Annotated in this window: 15 protein-coding genes; 7 read left to right on the top strand and 8 right to left on the bottom strand. The window is 74.1% G+C overall.

What is annotated here, in order from left to right; all coding sequences use genetic code 11:
• Positions 1-11: 11 nt before the first annotated feature.
• From AB2U05_RS31115 to AB2U05_RS31105, 3 genes are read right to left on the bottom strand one after another with little or no spacing between them, the layout of a single operon-like run.
• Entirely contained in the window at positions 12-1,979 is a 1,968-nt protein-coding gene (locus AB2U05_RS31115; RefSeq protein ID WP_369184952.1) for a biotin carboxylase N-terminal domain-containing protein, read from the bottom strand.
• Positions 1,980-1,990: 11 nt separating this feature from the next.
• Entirely contained in the window at positions 1,991-3,589 is a 1,599-nt protein-coding gene (locus AB2U05_RS31110) for an acyl-CoA carboxylase subunit beta (protein ID WP_045709929.1), read from the bottom strand.
• Positions 3,586-5,247 (bottom strand): acyclic terpene utilization AtuA family protein, encoded by a 1,662-nt coding sequence (locus tag AB2U05_RS31105; protein WP_369186020.1) that lies wholly within the window; start codon positions 5,245-5,247, stop codon positions 3,586-3,588. Before AB2U05_RS31105 ends, AB2U05_RS31110 begins: the two co-directional genes overlap by 4 nt.
• A 239-nt stretch (positions 5,248-5,486) precedes the next feature.
• Here AB2U05_RS31105 and AB2U05_RS31100 point away from each other — a divergent pair, with 239 nt between their 5' ends.
• From AB2U05_RS31100 to AB2U05_RS31080, 5 genes are all read left to right on the top strand, one after another.
• Entirely contained in the window at positions 5,487-5,846 is a 360-nt protein-coding gene (locus AB2U05_RS31100) for a hypothetical protein (protein WP_369184951.1), read from the top strand.
• Between the two features lie 70 nt (positions 5,847-5,916).
• Positions 5,917-6,411: a hypothetical protein gene (locus AB2U05_RS31095; RefSeq protein ID WP_045691893.1), complete on the top strand. Its 495-nt coding sequence runs from the start codon at positions 5,917-5,919 to the stop codon at positions 6,409-6,411.
• 141 nt (positions 6,412-6,552) lie between these two features.
• On the top strand, positions 6,553-7,296 hold the full coding sequence (locus AB2U05_RS31090; protein WP_369184950.1) for a class I SAM-dependent methyltransferase: 744 nt from the start codon (positions 6,553-6,555) through the stop codon (positions 7,294-7,296).
• Between the two features lie 84 nt (positions 7,297-7,380).
• Positions 7,381-7,794, top strand: a complete 414-nt coding sequence (locus AB2U05_RS31085; protein WP_045691895.1) for a VOC family protein — start codon at positions 7,381-7,383, stop codon at positions 7,792-7,794.
• Between the two features lie 162 nt (positions 7,795-7,956).
• Positions 7,957-10,317, top strand: coding sequence for an ATP-binding cassette domain-containing protein (locus tag AB2U05_RS31080; protein WP_369184949.1), 2,361 nt, complete (start codon positions 7,957-7,959; stop codon positions 10,315-10,317).
• 15 nt (positions 10,318-10,332) lie between these two features.
• Here AB2U05_RS31080 and AB2U05_RS31075 read toward each other — a convergent pair whose 3' ends face one another.
• The 3 genes from AB2U05_RS31075 to AB2U05_RS31065 form a co-directional block, all read right to left on the bottom strand.
• Positions 10,333-10,848: a GNAT family N-acetyltransferase gene (locus tag AB2U05_RS31075; RefSeq protein WP_045691897.1), complete on the bottom strand. Its 516-nt coding sequence runs from the start codon at positions 10,846-10,848 to the stop codon at positions 10,333-10,335.
• A gap of 70 nt (positions 10,849-10,918) precedes the next feature.
• Entirely contained in the window at positions 10,919-12,799 is a 1,881-nt protein-coding gene (locus AB2U05_RS31070) for an endonuclease/exonuclease/phosphatase family protein (protein ID WP_369184948.1), read from the bottom strand.
• A gap of 266 nt (positions 12,800-13,065) precedes the next feature.
• On the bottom strand, positions 13,066-13,995 hold the full coding sequence (locus AB2U05_RS31065; RefSeq protein ID WP_369184947.1) for a Gfo/Idh/MocA family protein: 930 nt from the start codon (positions 13,993-13,995) through the stop codon (positions 13,066-13,068).
• Between the two features lie 520 nt (positions 13,996-14,515).
• Here AB2U05_RS31065 and AB2U05_RS31060 point away from each other — a divergent pair.
• Complete coding sequence (locus AB2U05_RS31060) at positions 14,516-15,520, top strand: alpha/beta fold hydrolase (protein ID WP_369184946.1); 1,005 nt, start codon at positions 14,516-14,518, stop codon at positions 15,518-15,520.
• Positions 15,521-15,534: 14 nt separating this feature from the next.
• Here the strand turns inward: AB2U05_RS31060 and AB2U05_RS31055 are convergent, their stop codons facing one another.
• Positions 15,535-16,077, bottom strand: coding sequence for a TetR/AcrR family transcriptional regulator (locus tag AB2U05_RS31055; protein WP_045691899.1), 543 nt, complete (start codon positions 16,075-16,077; stop codon positions 15,535-15,537).
• Between the two features lie 118 nt (positions 16,078-16,195).
• Here AB2U05_RS31055 and AB2U05_RS31050 point away from each other — a divergent pair, with 118 nt between their 5' ends.
• Complete coding sequence (locus tag AB2U05_RS31050) at positions 16,196-16,396, top strand: hypothetical protein (RefSeq protein WP_045691900.1); 201 nt, start codon at positions 16,196-16,198, stop codon at positions 16,394-16,396.
• Between the two features lie 188 nt (positions 16,397-16,584).
• Here AB2U05_RS31050 and AB2U05_RS31045 read toward each other — a convergent pair whose 3' ends face one another.
• Positions 16,585-17,934, bottom strand: coding sequence for an MFS transporter (locus AB2U05_RS31045; protein ID WP_369186019.1), 1,350 nt, complete (start codon positions 17,932-17,934; stop codon positions 16,585-16,587).
• Positions 17,935-18,112: the final 178 nt, after the last annotated feature.

Raw genomic sequence — 18,112 nt, 5'->3', positions numbered from 1 at the left:
GCGGTCCTTCCTCAGGCTTCTTCGGAGGTTGTGGTTTTGACGACGGCGAGCAGGGCGCCCAGCTCGACCTGGCGGCCGGGGGCGGCGCGCAGTTCGGTCAGCACGCCGTCCGCCGGGGCGGCGACGCGGTGCTCCATCTTCATCGCCTCCAGCACGAGCAGCGGCTGCCCGGCGGTGACGGTGTCGCCCACGGCGGCGGTGACGCGCACCACGGTGCCGGGCATCGGGGCGAGCAGGGCGCCGGGGTCGGCCTGTTCCGTGGGGTCGGGGAAGCGGGGCAGGGCGGTGAGCGCGAGGCCGCCGGCCGGGGTGTCGACGTACACCCGGTCGCCGTGGCGGGCGACCCGGTAGGTGCGCCGGATGCCGTCCTCGCGCAGTACGACCCGGTCGGGGGCGGCCTCGACCAGCTCGGCGCCGGGGTGGGCCTCGGCCCGCAGGCCGTCCCGGGTGAGCCGGTAGCGGGCCTCCACCTCGGCGCCGGCGTCGGTGCGGTAGCGCTTGACCTGGGGCTGGGAGGGCAGGTTGCGCCAGCCGGACGGCAGGGCGCGGTGGACGGCGCCCCGCGGCCCGGCGCTCCGGGCGGCGGCGTCGGCGAGCGCGGCGGCCAGCGCGGCCCGCTCGGCGCCCGCGCCGTCCGGGGCGGTGAGCTCGGCGGCGTGCTCGGCCAGGAAGCCGGTGTGCAGACGGCCGGCCAGGAAGGCCGGGTGCCGCACCGCGCGGACCAGCAACTCCCGGTTGGTGGCCGGGCCGTGGACGCGGGCGCGGGCGAGCGCGTCGGCCAGCCGGCGGGCGGCGGCGGCCCGGGTCGGCGCCCAGGCGATCACCTTGGCGAGCATCGGGTCGTAGTGCGGGGTGATCACGCTGTCGGCCTCGACACCGGCGTCCAGCCGCAGCCCTGCCGCACCGGATCCGCCGAACTCCTGGTACGGATGGGCGAGTTCGAGCCGGTGCAGGGTGCCGGTGGCGGGCCGCCAGCCGTTCGCCGGGTCCTCCGCGTAGAGCCGGGCCTCGATCGCGTGGCCGGTGCTCGGCGGCGGGGTCGGGCCGGGCAGCAGCTCGCCCTCGGCGACGGCGAGTTGGAGCGCGACCAGGTCGAGCCCGGTGACCGCCTCGGTGACCGGGTGCTCGACCTGGAGGCGGGTGTTCATCTCCAGGAACCAGAACCGGCCGTCCTCGCCGAGCAGGAACTCGGCGGTGCCGGCGCCGACGTAACCGATCGCCTTGGCCGCGTCGGCGGCCGCCGTGTGCAGCCCGGCGCGCACGGCGGGCGACAGGCCGGGCGCGGGCGCCTCCTCGACCACCTTCTGGTGGCGCCGCTGCAGCGAGCAGTCGCGGTCGCCGACCGCCCAGACCGTGCCGTGCGCGTCGGCCAGCAGCTGCACCTCGACGTGCCGGCCGCTCGGCAGGTAGCGCTCGCAGAACACCTCCGCCGAGCCGAAGGCGCTCGCCGCCTCGGCGCCGGCGGCCGCCAGCGCCTCCGGCAGCTCGGCGAGGGTGCGCACGACCCGCATGCCGCGCCCGCCGCCGCCCGCCGCCGCCTTGACCAGCAGCGGCAGGTCGGCCTCGGTCGGCTCGGTCAGCGCGCCGAGGACGGGCACCCCGGCCTCGGCCATCAGGCGCTTGGCGGCGGTCTTGGAACCCATCGCGGCGATCGCCTCCGGCGGCGGGCCGACCCAGGTGAGGCCCGCGTCCAGCACGGCGCGGGCGAACTCGGCGCTCTCGGACAGGAATCCGTACCCCGGGTGGACGGCGTCGGCCCCGGCGGCGAGCGCGGCGGCGACGATCAGGTCGGCCCGCAGGTAGGTGTCGGCGGGCGCGGCGCCGGGCAGCCGGACGGCGGCGTCGGCCTCGCGCACGTGCGGGGCGGCGGCGTCCGGGTCCGAGTGCACGGCGGTGGTGGCGATGCCGAGGTCGCGGCAGGTCCGGAAGACCCGGCGGGCGATCTCGCCCCGGTTGGCGACCAGCAGGTTAGTGATCATGTGGTGGTCCCTCACATCCGGAAGACGCCGTAGCCGCGCGCGCCCTCGACCGGCGCGTTGTGGATCGCGGACAGGCACAGGCCGAGCACCGTTCGGGTGTCGCGCGGGTCGATCACGCCGTCGTCGTAGAGCCGGCCGGACAGGAACACCGGCAGCGACTCGGCCTCGATCTGCTGCTCGACCATCGCCCGGATCGCCGCGTCGGCGTCCTCGTCGTACGGCCGGCCCTTGGCCGCCGCCGACTGGCGGGCCACGATCGAGAGCACCCCGGCGAGCTGCTGCGGGCCCATCACGGCGGACTTGGCGCTCGGCCAGGAGAACAGGAAGCGCGGCTCGTACGCCCGCCCGCACATGCCGTAGTGGCCGGCCCCGTACGAGGCGCCCATCAGCACCGACAGGTGCGGCACCCGGGAGTTGGCGACGGCGTTGATCATCATCGCGCCGTGCTTGATGATGCCGCCCTGCTCGTAGTCCTTGCCGACCATGTAGCCGGTGGTGTTGTGCAGGAACAGCAGCGGGGTGTCCCGCTGGTTGGCCAGCTGGATGAACTGGGCGGCCTTCTGGGACTCCGCGCTGAACAGCACCCCCTGCGCGTTCGCCAGGATGCCGACCGGGTAGCCGTGCAGGCGCGCCCAGCCGGTGGCCAGGCTGGCGCCGTAGCGCGGCTTGAACTCGTCGAAGTCGGAGCCGTCGACGATCCGGGCGATCACCTCGCGCGGGTCGAAGGGCACCTTGAGGTCGCCGGGGACGATGCCCAGCAGCTCCTCCTCGGCGTACTTCGGCGGCGCGGCGAGCCGGTCCGGGTGCGGGCCGGGCTTGCGGTGGTCGAGCCGGGCGACGATCCGGCGGGCGATCCGCAGCGCGTCCGCCTCGTCGACGGCGAAGTGGTCCGCCAGGCCCGAGGTGCGGGCGTGCATCTCGGCGCCGCCCAGCGACTCGTCGTCGGCCTCCTCACCGGTGGCCATCCTGACCAGCGGCGGGCCGCCGAGGAACACCTTGGCGCGCTCCTTGACCAGCACGGTGTGGTCCGACATGCCGGGCACGTAGGCGCCGCCGGCCGTCGAGTTGCCGAACACCACGGCCACGGTCGGGATGCGGGCGGCGGACAGCCGGGTGAGGTCGCGGAACAGCGCGCCGCCGGGGATGAAGATCTCCTTCTGGCTCGGCAGGTCGGCGCCGCCGGACTCGACCAGGTTGATCAGCGGGAGCCGGTTCGCCAGCGCGACCTCGTTGGCGCGCAGCGCCTTGCGCAGCGTCCACGGGTTGCTGGCGCCGCCGCGCACGGTCGGGTCGTTGGCGGTGATCACGCACTCGACGCCCTCGACCACCCCGATGCCGGTGACCAGGGCCGCGCCGACCGGGTACTCGCTGCCCCAGGCGGCCAGCGGGGACAGCTCCAGGAACGGCGCGTCCTGGTCGAGCAGCAGCTCGATCCGCTCCCGGGCCAGCAGCTTGCCGCGCCCCCGGTGGCGCTCCACGTACGAGGGCCCGCCGCCGGCCAGCGCCTTGGCGTGCTCGTCGTCCAACTCGGCGAGCTTGCCGAGCATCGCGGCGCGGTGCTCGGCGTACTCGGGCCCGGCCGGGTCGAGGCGGGTGGGCAGGACGGTCACTGCGTGGCCTCCGGACTGTCGAGCAGACGGGTAGGGATGTCGAGATGGCGGGAGCGCAGCCACTCCCCGAGCGCCTTGGCCTGCGGGTCGAAGCGGTGCTGCGCCGCGACGCCCTCGCCGAGCAGCCCGGTGACGGTGAAGTTGACCGCGCGCAGGTTCGGCAGCAGGTGCCGGACGACGGGCAACTCGGCGGTCTCGGGGAGGAGTTCGCGCAGCCGCTGGACGGTGAGGGTGTGCGCGAGCCAGCGCCAGCCGTCCTCGCCGCGGGCCCACACGCCGAGATTGGCGTCGCCGCCCTTGTCGCCGCTGCGGGCGCCGACGACCAGGCCGAGCGGGGCGCGGCGGGTCGGCCCGGCGGGCAGCGGCTCGGGCAACAGCTCGGGCAACCGCTGTTCCCCGTGGGCGGGTTCGGAGGTGACCGGCGCCGGCGGGACGACGATCCGGCGCCCGTCCGGCAGGACGGCGGTGTGCTCGACGGCCTTCGCGTCGACGTACGCGGCGGTGAACACCCCGTACGGCGCCCCCGGGCCGGGCGGGGCGGTGAGGTGGAAGCCCGGGTAACCGGCCAGGCCCGACTCGACGGCGGCCTTGCCGAGTTCGCGGCCGACCTTGGCCGGGTCCCGGTCCCGGGCGGTGAGCCGCAGGTACGCCGAGGCGGCTTCCTCGGTGTCGGCGTCCGGGTGGTCGGTGCGGGCGAGCGTCCAGCGCAGCTCGGCCGGGCGGGCCCCGGGCGGCAGGGCGGCCTCGAACTGCCGCCGCACCAGGGCGGCCTTGGCCTCGATGTCCAGGCCGGTGAGGACGAAGGCGACCTCGTTGCGGTGGCCGCCGAGCCGGTTGAGCCCGACCTTGAGGGTGGCGGGCGGGGCCTCGCCGCGCACGCCGTCGATCCGCACCCGGTCCGGGCCGTCCGGGGTGAGCCGCACGGTGTCCAGCCGGGCGGTGACGTCCGGGCCGAGGTAGTGCGCTCCGCCGGTCTCGTACAGGAGTTGGGCGGTGACGGTGCCGGTGGTGACGGCCCCGCCGGTGCCCGGGTGCTTGGTGATCACGCTGGAGCCGTCCGGGTGCAGCTCGGCGATCGGGAAGCCGGGGCGGGTGACGTCGTGCTCGCGGAAGAAGGCGTAGTTGCCGCCGGTGGCCTGGGCCCCGCACTCCAGGACGTGCCCGGCGACGACCGCCCCGGCCAGGGCGTCGAGGTCGGCGGGCGTCCAGCCGAAGCGGGCGATCCCGGGGCCGGCGACCAGCGCGGCGTCGGTGACCCGCCCGGTGACGACCACGTCGGCGCCGCCGTCCAGGCAGGCGGCGATGCCGAACGCGCCGAGGTAGGCGTTGGCGGCCAGCAGGCCCTCGGGCAGCCCGAGTTCGGCGCGGCGCGGGAGCAGGTCGTCGCCCTCGACGTGCGCCACGGCCGCCCCGATGCCCAGCCGGTCGGCCAACTGCCGCAGTTCGTCGGCGAGTCGGGCCGGGTTGAGGCCGCCGGCGTTCACCACGATCCGCACCCCGCGCTCGTGCGCCAGGCCCAGGCACTCCTCCATCTGGCGCAGGAAGGTCCGGGCGTACCCGAGCGACGGGTCCTTCAGCCGGTCCCGGGCCAGGATGAGCATGGTCAGCTCGGCCAGGTAGTCCCCGGTGAGCACGTCCAGCGGGCCGCCGGTGAGCATCTCCCGCACCGCCGCGAACCGGTCCCCGTAGAAGCCCGAGGCGTTGCCGATCCGCAAGCCCGCCCGTTCGCGCTCCAATGCGCCTCCCCTGCCCGAGAGTTGGCGGCCCGCCGGAACGCGCGCCGTCGCGCAGCAGCCTGGCACCGCTCGAAGAAAAAAGCAATCATGCCTGCTTGTTTCTCCATCCCACCCACACCCCTGCCTGCCCGGCGCCGCGCGGCGTCCGGGATCATGGGCGCGTGACGACGGTCGACGACACGAAGGACCCGCTCCGGCTGCTGCTAGGCCGGGCGGTGAGCGCGGTGCGCTGCAGGCGCGACCACGTCGAGCTGCACTTCGACGGGCCCGTGCTGCGGGCGTCGAGCGCCCCCTTCGGGCGGTACGGCTGCCGGGGGTGGCGGTTCCCCTCGCCCGGGTCGGTGGAGCTGCTGCGCTGCTACGTCGGCGAGGTCGTCGACGCCTGCGAGCTGGCGCCGGGCCGGTTCCTGGTCCTGGACCTCGGCGAGCACCGCTTCACCGTCCCGCTGGACGAGGCCTCGCGGCCCGGCCCCGAGGCGGCACGGCTGACGGACGGCGGCACGGGGACGTGGGTCTGGTAGCGGGCGCCGTCCGGGCCCCCGGCCGATAATTCCGTGCGCCCACGGCCCGGCCGCCGCTAGCCTCGGCGCCATGACCTGGCTGCCCGCTGACTTCGTCCACCCCCTCCGCGTCCCGCTGCCGGACGGCGCCCACCACCTGCGGCCGATCCGCGAGGCCGACGCGCCGCTCGACTACCCGGCCGTGATGGGCTCGCGCGAGCACCTGTGGAGCATCTTCGGCCCGGCCTGGGGCTGGCCCGCGGAGACGATCACGTACGAGGCGAACCGGGCCGACCTGCTGCGGCACGAGCAGGAGATCGCCGCCCACCAGTCCTTCAACTACGTCCTGCTCGACCGCGCGGAGACGGCGATCCGCGGCTGCGTCTACATCGACCCGCCGGAGCGGGCCGGCGCGGACGCCGAGGTGTCCTGGTGGGTGGTGGCCGAGCTCGTCGGCAGCGAGGTGGAGCGGGCGCTGGACGCGCTCGTGCCGCAGTGGATCGCCGCCGACTGGCCGTTCCAGAAGCCGCGTTGCCTGGGGCGCGACATCACCTGGGAGGACTGGCAGGCCCTGCCCGCCGTCTGATCCCCCCGGCGTCGGCCCGAACGCCCTCACCCCGCTTGTGGCTTCCGCCAGTACGACGGTCCGTCAGGCTGCGGAAGACTCCCCGGTGGAGGCCGCGGCGCATCCGGGCGGCGTGGCCACAGGCGTGGGGAGGTCGTCGCCATGGCGGTGCAGCAGTACGACGGGATCGGCGAGGCGTTCGAGGGCTTCAAGGCCCTGCCGCTGACGCGGTACGGGGAGGTGCCGAGCTTCCTCGGCCTGGTCGGGGACGTGCGCGGCAGGTCCGTCCTGGACCTGGCGTGCGGAACGGGCTTCTACAGCCGGGAGTTCAAGCGGCGCGGCGCCACCGAGGTGCTGGGTGTCGACATCTCCGGCGAGATGGTCGCCGCCGCACGGAACATCGAGCGGCAGGAACCGCTGGGGATCTCCTACGAGGTCGGCGACGTGGCCGAACTGCGGCCGCTCGGCCGGCAGTTCGACCTCGCGCTGGCGGTGCAGTGCCTGAACTACGCCGAGGACGTCGCCGCGATGGAGCGGATGTGCCGCAACATCCACCGGAGCCTGGTGCCGGGCGGGGAGTTCTTCGTGCTCGCCCAGAAGCCCGACTACGGCTTCGACTGTCCGTCCCTGGAGGCGTACGGCTTCCGCTGCGAGCCGACCGGCGAGGAGAGCGAGACCGGTCCGCGGGTGCGGGTCACCGCCCTCCTCGACCCGCGGCCGATCACCATCGTCGGCGCGGCGCCGCGCCGCGAGGTCTACGAGGCGTCCTTGCGGGCGGCCGGGTTCCGCGCCCTGGAGTGGGTCCCGCTGCGGGTGTCCGAGGAGGGCCTGCGCGCCTACGGCGAGGGCTTCTGGGCGGACCTGCTGGCGCACCCGCCGCTGGAGATGCTGCGCTGCCGGGCCTGAGCGCCGGGGGCCGACGCCGACGCCGACCGAACCGATCAGTTTTCGAGAAGCGCCCGCGCGGGGGGCGGGCCTAGCGTGGCAGTCATGAACGAGATCACCATCCACTGGACCTTCCTCCCGCACACCGACCCCGAGGCCTCGCTCGCCTTCTACCGCGACCTGCTCGGCTTCGAGGTCCGCCAGGACGTCGGCGGCGGCCCGATGCGCTGGATCACCCTCGGCCCCGCCGGGCAGCCCGACGTCTCGCTGGTACTGGAGCCGCCGTTCGCCGACCCGGGCATCACCGAGGAGGAACGGCGTACGATCACCGAGATGATGGCCAAGGGGACGTACGCCCGCGTGGTGCTCGCCACCGCCGACCTGGACGGCGTGTTCGACCGGCTGAAGTCCGGCGGCGCCGAGCTCGTCCAGGAGCCGACCCAGCAGCCGTACGGCGTCCGCGACTGCGCCTTCCGCGACCCGGCGGGCAACATGGTCCGCTTCAACGAGGTGCGCTGACCCGCCGGGCCCGCCCCGGGACACCCCCGGGGCGGGCCCGCCCCCCGCACAGCCAGCAGAGCACCGCAGAACACCGCCGAGCACCGCCCAGCACCGCCCAGCACCGCCGAGCACCGCCCAGCACCGCCGAGCCCGCCCGACAGCCAGGGAGCGAAGACACCGATGGCCGACCCGCACGTCGCCGACAGCCACGACCTGATCCGGGTGCACGGCGCCCGCGAGAACAACCTGAAGGACGTCGACGTCGACCTCCCCAAGCGCCGGCTCACGGTCTTCACCGGCGTCTCCGGCTCGGGCAAGAGCTCGCTGGTCTTCGACACCATCGCCGCCGAGTCCCAGCGGCTGATCAACGAGACCTACAGCGCCTTCGTCCAGGGCTTCATGCCCGCCCTGGCCCGCCCCGAGGTGGACGTCCTGGAGGGCCTGACCACCGCGATCATCGTCGACCAGCAGCGGATGGGCGCCGACCCGCGCTCCACCGTCGGCACCGCCACCGACGCCAACGCGATGCTGCGCATCCTGTTCAGCCGCCTCGGCACCCCGCACATCGGCTCCCCCAAGGCCTTCTCCTTCAACGTCCCCTCGATCAGCGGCGCCGGCGCCGTCACCGTCGAGCGCGGCGGCAAGACCGTCAAGGAGCGGCGCAGCTTCAGCATCACCGGCGGCATGTGCCCGCGCTGCGAGGGCCGCGGCACCGTCTCCGACATCGACCTGGCCCAGCTGTTCGACGACAGCAAGTCCCTCAACGAGGGCGCGATCACCATCCCCGGCTGGAAGACGGACAGCTGGTGGACGGTCGGCGTGTACGCCAACTCGGGCTTCCTCGACCCGGACAAGCCGATCCGCAGGTACACGAAGAAGGAGCTGCAGGACTTCCTGTACCGCGAGCCGACGAAGGTCCGGATCAACAACGTCAACCTCACCTACGAGGGCCTGATCCCCAAGCTCCAGAAGTCCATGCTGGCCAAGGACAAGGACGCCCTCCAGCCTCACATCCGGGCCTTCGTCGAGCGCGCCGTCACCTTCACCGCCTGCCCCGACTGCGAGGGCACCCGGCTCAGCGCGGCCGCCCGCTCGTCGAAGATCGCCGGAATCAGCATCGCCGACGCCTGCGCCCTGCAGATCAGCGATCTGGCCGCCTGGGTACGGGAGTTGGACGAGCCCTCGGTGGCGCCGCTGCTCGCCACCCTGCGGCACACCCTCGACTCCTTCGTCGAGATCGGCCTCGGCTACCTCTCGCTCGACCGCCCCTCCGGCACCCTGTCCGGCGGCGAGGCGCAGCGCGTCAAGATGATCCGCCACCTCGGCTCCTCGCTCACCGACACCACGTACGTCTTCGACGAGCCGACCACCGGCCTGCACCCGCACGACATCAGCCGGATGAACGACCTGCTGCTGCGCCTGCGCGACAAGGGCAACACCGTGCTGGTGGTCGAGCACAAGCCGCAGACCATCGCGATCGCCGACCACGTGGTCGACCTCGGCCCAGGCGCCGGCACGGCGGGCGGCGCGGTGTGCTTCGAGGGCACGGTGGACGGGCTGCGCGCCAGCGGCACCGTCACCGGCCGCCACCTGGCCGACCGGACGGCGCTGCGCGCGAGCGTGCGCAAGCCGACCGGCGCGCTGGCGATCCGCGGCGCGAACGCGCACAACCTGCGGGACGTGGACGTGGACGTGCCGCTCGGGGTGCTGACCGTGGTCACGGGCGTGGCGGGCTCCGGGAAGAGCTCGCTGATCCACGGCTCGATCCCTGCGGACGAGGGCGTGGTCTCCGTCGACCAGAGCCCGATCAAGGGCTCCCGGCGCAGCAACCCGGCCACCTACACCGGCCTGCTCGACCCGATCCGCAAGGCCTTCGCCAAGGCCAACGGCGTGAAGCCCGCCCTGTTCAGCGCCAACTCCGAGGGCGCCTGCCCGACGTGCAACGGCGCGGGCGTGGTCTACACCGACCTGGCGATGATGGCCGGCGTGGCCACCACCTGCGAGGACTGCGAGGGCCGCCGCTACCAGGACTCGGTGCTGGAGTACCGGCTCGGCGGGCGGGACATCAGCGAGGTGCTGGCGATGCCGGTGGCCGAGGCCGAGGAGTTCTTCGGCGCCGGCGAGGCCCACCTGCCGGCCGCGCACCGGATCCTCCGGCGGCTCGCCGACGTCGGCCTCGGCTACCTGAGCCTCGGGCAGCCGCTCACCACGCTGTCCGGCGGGGAGCGGCAGCGGCTGAAGCTGGCCACCCACATGGCGGACAAGGGCGGGGTGTACGTGCTGGACGAGCCGACCACCGGCCTGCACCTGGCCGACGTCGAGCAGCTGCTCGGCCTGCTGGACCGGCTGGTGGACTCCGGCAAGTCGGTGATCGTGATCGAGCACCACCTGGCGGTGATGGCGCACGCGGACTGGATCATCGACCTGGGGCCGGGCGCCGGGCACGACGGCGGCCGGGTGGTCTTCGAGGGCACGCCGGCCGAGCTGGTCGCGGCGCGCTCGACGCTGACCGGGGAGCACCTGGCCGCCTACGTCGGCTGAGGCGCCCCGGGTGCGTCAGTCCAGCGGAAGAACCATCCGCAGCGTGCTCGTCGTCGGGTCCAGCACGAACGGCGCCGCATGTCCGGTGAAGGTGAAGCCGCGCCGCCGGTAGAACGCGGCGGCGCGGTCGTTGGCCTCGTGCACCCGGAGCACCATCGTCTTCTTGCCCTCGGCCCGGGCCCACTCGACGACGGCGTCGAACAGCAGGTCCGTCACGCCGAGCTCGCGGCCGCGGTGCTCCGGGGCCACCCAGACGCCGATCAGCACCGTGCTCGTGGGCTCCTCGGGGTGCGGGAGCGTGAGCATCGTGCCGACCCACTCGTCGCCGCCCTCGCCGTCCACCGCCACCAGACCGACCCGGCCGGGCCCGTTCACCTCGGCGGCCCGGGTGCGCCACTCCTCCTCGGGGTGCCCGAGCGCGGTCGCGTGGGTCTCGACGAACGCCATCGGCGTGTCAAGGAGCTGGGCCAGCCGGACGTCCCGCAGCCGCTGCCAGTCCTCAGCGCCGATCCGCTCGATCCGGTACCGCATGTTCCCGCCCCCGTATCGCTCCCGCCGCCGGCGGCCACCGGCGGCGGGAGCAGCATATCCGCAGGTCGGGTCAGGGCTTCAGGCGGACCACCTGAGGGTCGTGGTCGCTGGCCTGCTGGGCGAACTCGGCGTTGATGTGCACCACGTCGTACTTGGCGTAGCCGAGCTCGGGGCTCACCAGGATGTGGTCCAGCACCTGCGAGTTGCCCTGGTAGACGTACGAGTACTGCTCGGTCTCCGGCAGCTCGTTCACCAGGTCGCGCAGCACGCCGCCCTTGGTGAGCGCGGCGAGGGCGGGCGAGAACTGGTAGTCGTTGTAGTCGCCGACCGCGACGATCCGGGCCTCCTGGTCGGCGGCGAGCAGCTTGCCGACGAAGGCCTGCTCGACGGTGGCCTGCTTGATCCGCTGCACCTCGGAGCTGCGGGTCGGGGCCTGGAAGCGGCTGTCGATGCCCTGGTCGCCGCCCTTGCTGTTGAAGTGGTTGGCGATCACGAAGACCGTCCGGCCGCGGAAGGTGAACTGGCCGACCAGCGGCTTGCGGCTGTCGGTCCAGGCCTCGTCGGTCGGCTCGATCCGGCCGGGCGAGGCGGTCAGCGCGGTGGCGGCGCCGGTGCCCGTGACGGCGACCGCGGTGGTGGCGGTGCCGCCGGGGATGTCGGTGAAGGAGACGCGCTGCGGGTTGAACAGGAAGACCTGCCGGATGTTGCCGCCGGGCTCGCCGCCGTCCTTGCCGTCCTGCGGGTCGATCGAGCGCCACTCGTACGCGGGGCCGCCGGCGGCCTTGACGGCGTCGACGAACCGGGCGATGGTCCGGCTCGCGCCGACGGTGCCGTCGTTCTTGCTGCCGTTGTCGTCCTGGATCTCCTCCAGGGCGACGATGTCGGGCGAGCGCAGGTTGGTGACGACGCCCTGGGCCAGCGCGGCGAACTTGGCGTCCGGGTTGGTGGCGGCCAGGTTCTCCACGTTGTAGGTGGCGACGGTGAGTTCGCGGTCGGTCGCCTGGGCGGTGACCTCGCGCTGGAGGTGGTTGTCGCGCAGCGCGCCGACGCTGCCGGCGACGAGGGTGTAGCCGCCGAACTGGTTGTAGTCCAGCGGGCCGGTGGTGGCGCCGGTCAGCTCGTCGCCGACGTTGGCCACCGGGAAGGGCTGCTGCGAGGCCGGGGCCTGCTGCTGCACCATCAGGCGGCCGACGTTGGGCTCGCGGTACGACTCGTACAGCACGCCGCCGCGCTTGCTGCGCTGGTCCTGCCGGTCGGCGGCGACCCACAGCTCGTTGTACTTGTCGGTCGCCTGGACGACGCGGGCGTCCCGGACCTGGACGAGCATGCCCTCCAGCGACTCGTAGAAGTCCAGGGCGTACTTCTCCGGGTTCAGCCGCACCTGGTCGATGGTGCCGTCCGGGCCGGCGGGCGGGGTGTAGGTGCCGGGGATGTTCCGGGTGTCCACGACCACGGGGGCGGGCAGCGGGTTGCCGGAGGAGAGCACCGTGACGGCGGGGCCGGTGAGTTCGGTGACGGACTGGGAGCCGCCGCCGTAGTTCGGGTAGTACTCGGTGACCTTGCCGCTGACCAGCACCGAGTCGCCGACCCGCACGGTGGGGGCGGCGCCGGTGTAGACGAAGATGCCCTCGCTGGTCGCCGGGTCGGCGTCCGGGTTCGGGTCCTGCATCCAGAAGCCCTTGGCGCTGCCGTACGCGCGGACGCCGGTGACGGTGCCGGGCACACCGGTGACGGGCTTGCCGGCCTGCGGGGACGTCCGGGTGGTGCCCTGGATGTCGTGGATGCGCAGCGGGCCGGCCTCGGTCGGCGCGGGCGGCACGGCGGCCGCGGGGCCGGCGGCGTACGCGGCCGGCAGCGGGACGAGCACCAGGGAGGCGGCGAGGGCGGCCGGGAGGACGGCGGCGCGCAGCAGGGCGGCTCTGCGGGGGCGGGGTGCGGCAGCGGTGGTCACCGGGGCATGGCTCCTGATTCGGCTACGGGCTACGTCGACAGGCGGCGCGCGCCGAGCGCGCGCTACTCGCGTAGAGAAGGACGGGAGACGTCTGCCGACCCCCGCCGAGCCCTCAAGATACGCGCGTAGAAAATGCCCCGACAAGACCCCGTCGGTGAACTCCCGGTTCCCGGCAGGTGCCATGACGTTTCGTCAACTCCCAGGCTGCTCCCAGGATTTCCCCGAACCGCCCAGGAACCTCCCAGCCTTCCCGGCCCGCCCCGCGCTCAGTTCCCCTCGATCCGCTCCACGATCAGCTCGCACAGCTCGTGGGTGCGCAGCGCGTCGTGCGCGTCGACGGTCTTCCCGTCGCGGACGGCGCCCAGGAACCCGAGCACGCACTGCTCGATCCCGCGCTGCCGGGCGACCGACACCCAGTCCCCGCGCCGGCGCACGGTCGGCTGGCCCCGGTGGTCGATCACCTCGGCCAGGTTGCGCACCTCGCGCTTGGACTCGCCGCCGGAGACCTCCAGCACCTCCTCCGTCGAACCGGAGACCCGGTTCATGACGCCCAGCGCGGTGAAGCCCTCGCCGGCCAGGGTCAGCACCACGTGCTCCACCAGGCCGTCCCGCACCCGGGAGCGGACGTCGACGTGCTCGATCTCGCCGGGGACGAGGAAGCGCAGGGTGTCGACGACGTGGATGAAGTCGTCGAAGACCAGCGAGCGGGCCGCCTCCGGCAGGCCCTCGCGGTTCTTCTGCAGCACGATCAGGTCGCGCGGCCGCTCCAGGGCCTGCGCGTAGCCGGGCGCGTGCCGCCGGTTGAAGCCCACCATCAGCGAACGGCCCGTCCGGTCGGCCAGGTCCACCAGCCGGCGGGCGCCGTCCACGGTGTAGTCGAGCGGCTTGTCGACGTAGACGTCCACCCCGGCGGAGAGCAGCCGCTCGACGATCGGCACGTGCTGGCCGGTGGCGGCGTGCACGAAGGCCGCCCGGATCCCGCTGCCGATCAGCTCCCCCAGATCGGTGAACCGGCGCTCCGGGCCGACCCGGTACGCCTCGCCGATCCGGTCGAGCTTCGCCGCGTCCCGCGTCATCAGCCGCAGGTCGAGGCCCGGCAGCGCGCCGAACACCGGCAGGTACGCCTTCTGCGCGATGTCGCCGAGACCGATCACCCCGACCGGGAGCAGGCCGTCAGGAGCAGGGGTCAAACTCATCGGATTCTCCACTGGTACGCGCCGGAACCGTCACCCCCACCCTATGCACCGGGCTCCCGTCCCCGTTCACCACTCCCCGCCCCACCGCGGGGCCGCGGGGGAAGGACATTGGACGAACGCGTCCGGAACCGGCGCGCTGCTGGACGGTTGTCACGACTGGAGCCCCGCCCGGCGGGGCATACCGTCGACAGCGCTGCTGAAGGGTCCGGCTGTGGCTCCCCCACGAAGCACAACCGGACCCCTGGCTGGCGCCGGGCCTGGACGCGACTCCCCCCACGGAGCGGCGACCGGGCCCGCATGCTGTTCAACCAGCGACACGCAGCGTACATGCCATCTCCACGCAACGCTACCGGGCGAGGGGCCGCATCGCGGAAACCCTCCAAGGGGGCGCGCTCTCCGCTGCCGGATCCGGCCCCGGCCACCCCCTCGTGACGGTGGGTCAGTTAAGAGGCGTAGGTTCCTTCCCGTGCGAACCCCGTACGCGAAGAGCTTCACTCGACACCCACGGAGGTGGCCGTCCATGGCCGAGGAGCAGCGCGGTGCCCGCAGGGACGACGCGAAGGCCGGCGGAACGTCGCGGCGCGGTGCGTTGAAGGCGGTGGTGGCCGGGGCGGGGGCGGTCGCCTCGCTGGGCGTGGCCGCCTCCGCCGCACACGCGGACGGACGCGGGAGCGGCGCGCCCACCTTCGTCCTCGTCCACGGTTCGGGGAGCAACTCCTTCTACTGGCAGCCCCTGCTGCGCGAGCTGGGGCTGCGCGGCCACCGCGCGATCGCGGTCGACCTGCCCGGGCACGGGCTCGGCGCGTACGTCCCCGAGTCCTACCAGTGCCCGCAGGACCTGGAGCGGCTGCGCACCGAGCCGTCCCCGATATCCGAGGTGACGCTGGGCGACTTCGCCGACCACGTGATCGGCGTGGTGCGGCAGGCGCGGCGCAACGGCCCGGTGGTGCTGGTCGGCGGAAGCCTCGGCGGGGTGACCCTCAACGCGGTCGCCAACCGGGTGCCCGAGCTGCTCGCGCACCTGGTGTACGCCTCCGCGTTCTGCCCGACGAAGCACCCCTCGGTGCTGCGGCTGATGACGACCCCCGAGGCGGCCACCAGCTACATGACCAGGCTCCCCGCCGTCCACACGCCCCCGGAGCTGGGCATCAGCCGGGTCAACTGGCGCTCGGGCGACCCGGCGTTCCTCGCGGTCGTCAAGGAGGCGATCGCCGCCGACCGGTCGGACGCCGAGGTCCGGGCGCTGATGAACATCCTGGAGCCGGACGAGTCGGCGGCGGTCGGCGCGAGCGAGGACGCCCGCGGGCTGCCCGCGACGTGGGGCCGGGTGCCGCGCACGTTCGTGCGCTACACGCAGGACCGCACCATCCCGCCGGCGCTCCAGGACCTCATGATCCGCGAGGCGGACGAGGCCGCACCCGACAACCGCTTCCGCGTGCGGTCGCTCACCGCGCCGCACGCCGGCCCGCGCGACGTGGGGCTCCTGGCGCACGAGCTGGAGCTGGTCGCACGGCTGTGCCGCTGAGGCTCTCCGCCGGTTCAGGCGGCCAGCAGGGACTCCGCGATGCCGCGGGCCCGCCAGGCGGCGTCCGGAGTGCCCTCGCGCAGGGCGGTGACGATGGCGCCGTCCATCAGCAGGGCGAACTGCTTGGCGCGGGCGGCGGGTTCGGGGACGTCCGCGTCCCGCAGCAGCTGCTCGACCAGCTCGACGACGCGGGTCTTGTGCAGCGCCGCCATCTGGCGGGCCGGGCTGGACCGGTCCGCGATCTCGGTCATGGTGGTGATCGCGACGCAGCCGCGGTAGTCGGGTGCGGAGAACCGTTCGGCGAGCGCGTCGAAGATGTTCAGCGGGTGGCCGCCGTGCGCGGCGACCCGCTCGGACAACCAGGCGCGCCACCGCGCGTCGCGGCCCTCCAGGACCGCGGTCACCAGCGCCTCCTTCCCGGCGAAGTGCCGGTAGAAGGACGCCCGGCCCACACCGGACTCGGAGAGGATGCGCTCCACCCCGACCGCGTGGATCCCGTAGGCGTAGAAGAGGGCTTCGGCCGTGCTCAGCAGGCGCGCCCGTGCGTTGACTGCCATGCAGACGATCCTAGCCGCCCTTGACGCCAAACGGCACCGATCGGTACCGTCCTCCCAGTCGGAACCGATCGGTACCGTTTCGCAGGCCAGCAGGACAGCCGCACACCCGGGGGGACGCATGAGCGAGGACTGGACCGAAGCCGCCGTCGAACTCAACACCGGCTACACGGTGCTGAACGCGGACGGCGAGGCGATCTCCTACGTCCCCAGCGCCCTGGTCGCCCTCCAGGGCGGCTTCGCCAAGCTGCGCGTCCCCGGCACCGACACCGTCCAGGTGGTCTCGGCCCCCGCCGTCCACCTCATCACCCTCAAGGGGTGACCCCGGGCGGTCCCGACCGACCGCCCCCACCGACCAGCGGCTGCACGGCCGCCCGAGCCGGGACGCCCCGCCACCCCACCACGGCGGCGGCCGCCCGCCCCGGGACGCCGAGCAGCTGCCGGATTTCCGCAGCCCTGCCCGCACCACGCGCGGGCAGGGCTGCGGCCGTTCCCGGCCCGGCGCCCCGGTCAGCGCGCGGCCCGGGCACCCTCCGCCGTCCGCTCACGTTCGAGGCCGGGCTCCGCAGCGGGCGCGGGGCGGCGGCCCGGGAGGACGGTGGCGGCGGCGAGGGAGGCCGCGAGGAGGAAGGCGGCGGCCAGGAGGTAGCCGAGGCCGTAGCCCTGGGTGGCGGCCACGGCCGGGCTGGCTCCGGCGGCGAGGCGGTGGTCGGTGCGGGCGGTCGCGGCGGCGACCAGGACGGCGAGGCCGATGGCGCCGCCTATCTGGCGGGCGGAGTTGAGGAGCGCGGAGGCCGCGCCCGCCTCCTGGGGCGGGAGGCCGCCGGTGGCGGCGGCGGTGAGCGGGACGAAGGAGAAGCCGATGCCGAGGCCGGCCACCATGGACGGGCCGAGGACGTCGCCGAGGTAGCTGCCGGCCGGGCCGAGGGCGGCCCACCAGGCGAAGCCGGCCGCGCCGATCAGGCCGGCGGGCACCAGCAGCAGCCGGACGGGGACGCCGCGGCGCATCAGGCGGCTGGAGGCCTGGATGCCGACCACCACGCACAGGGTGAGCGGCAGGAAGCCGAGGCCGGCCTGGGCGGCGTTGAAGCCGAGGACCGTCTGCAGGTGCATCGTCGAGAAGTAGAAGGCGCCGAACTGCCCGCCGACCAGCAGGGCCATGAACAGGTTGGCGCCGAGCACACCCCGCCGGCGCAGCAGGCCGAGCCGGATCAGCGGGTCCGCCATCGGCCCGTACCGGACCCAGAGCACGAAGCCGGTGAGCAGCAGCCCGGCGGCCGCCAGCGTCCCGGCGGTGGCGGCGGAACCCCAGCCGACCTGTTCGGTGCGCTCGACGCCGAGGATGAGCAGGCCGACGCCAGCGGTGGCGAGCACGGCGCCGACCAGGTCGAGCCGGCCGCGCCGACCGCCGACCGTCCCGCCGGGGACGCTGCCCGCGGCGAGCAGCAGTGCGGCGACGGCCATCGGCAGGTTGACCCACATCACCCAGCGCCAGCCCGCGTACTCGGTGAGCAGCCCGCCGACCAGCACGCCCGCGCCGCCGCCGACCGCCGAGACGGCGGCGTAGACGCCGAGGGCGCGGGTGCGTTCGCGGCCTTCGCGCTGGGTGAGGGTGAGGACGGCGAGCGCGGCGGGCGCCATCACGGCGGCGCCGACGCCCTGGACGGCGCGGGCGGCAATCAGCTGCGCCTGGTCCTGGGCGAGCCCGCCGCCGAGGGAGGCGAGGGCGAAGGCGGCGGTGCCGGCGAGCAGGACGCGCCGGTGCCCGTAGTGGTCGGCCAGCCGTCCGCCGAGCAGCAGGAAGCCGCCGAAGCAGAGGGCGTAGATGTTGACCAGCCAAGGGAGTCGGGCCTGGTCGATGTGCAGCTGCGACTGACTGCTGTAGATGTCACCGGTAGACCCCGCTGGCCTGGGAAGGTGTCAGTTTCACTCGGCACAGCTGCGACTGCACTGACGGGTCTTGTTGTCACATATGTACGGGGCGGCGCTCCAGCACGATCGACCTCGCGTGCACCGTTTTCTCGAAACGCGCCCCTGG

The sequence above is a fragment of the Streptomyces sp. Y1 genome (assembly GCF_041053115.1).
Taxonomy (GTDB): Bacteria; Actinomycetota; Actinomycetes; order Streptomycetales; family Streptomycetaceae; genus Kitasatospora; species Kitasatospora rubellomurina.
Note: the sequence above shows the minus strand (reverse complement) of the source record. Positions and strands in the feature narration are given on the sequence as shown.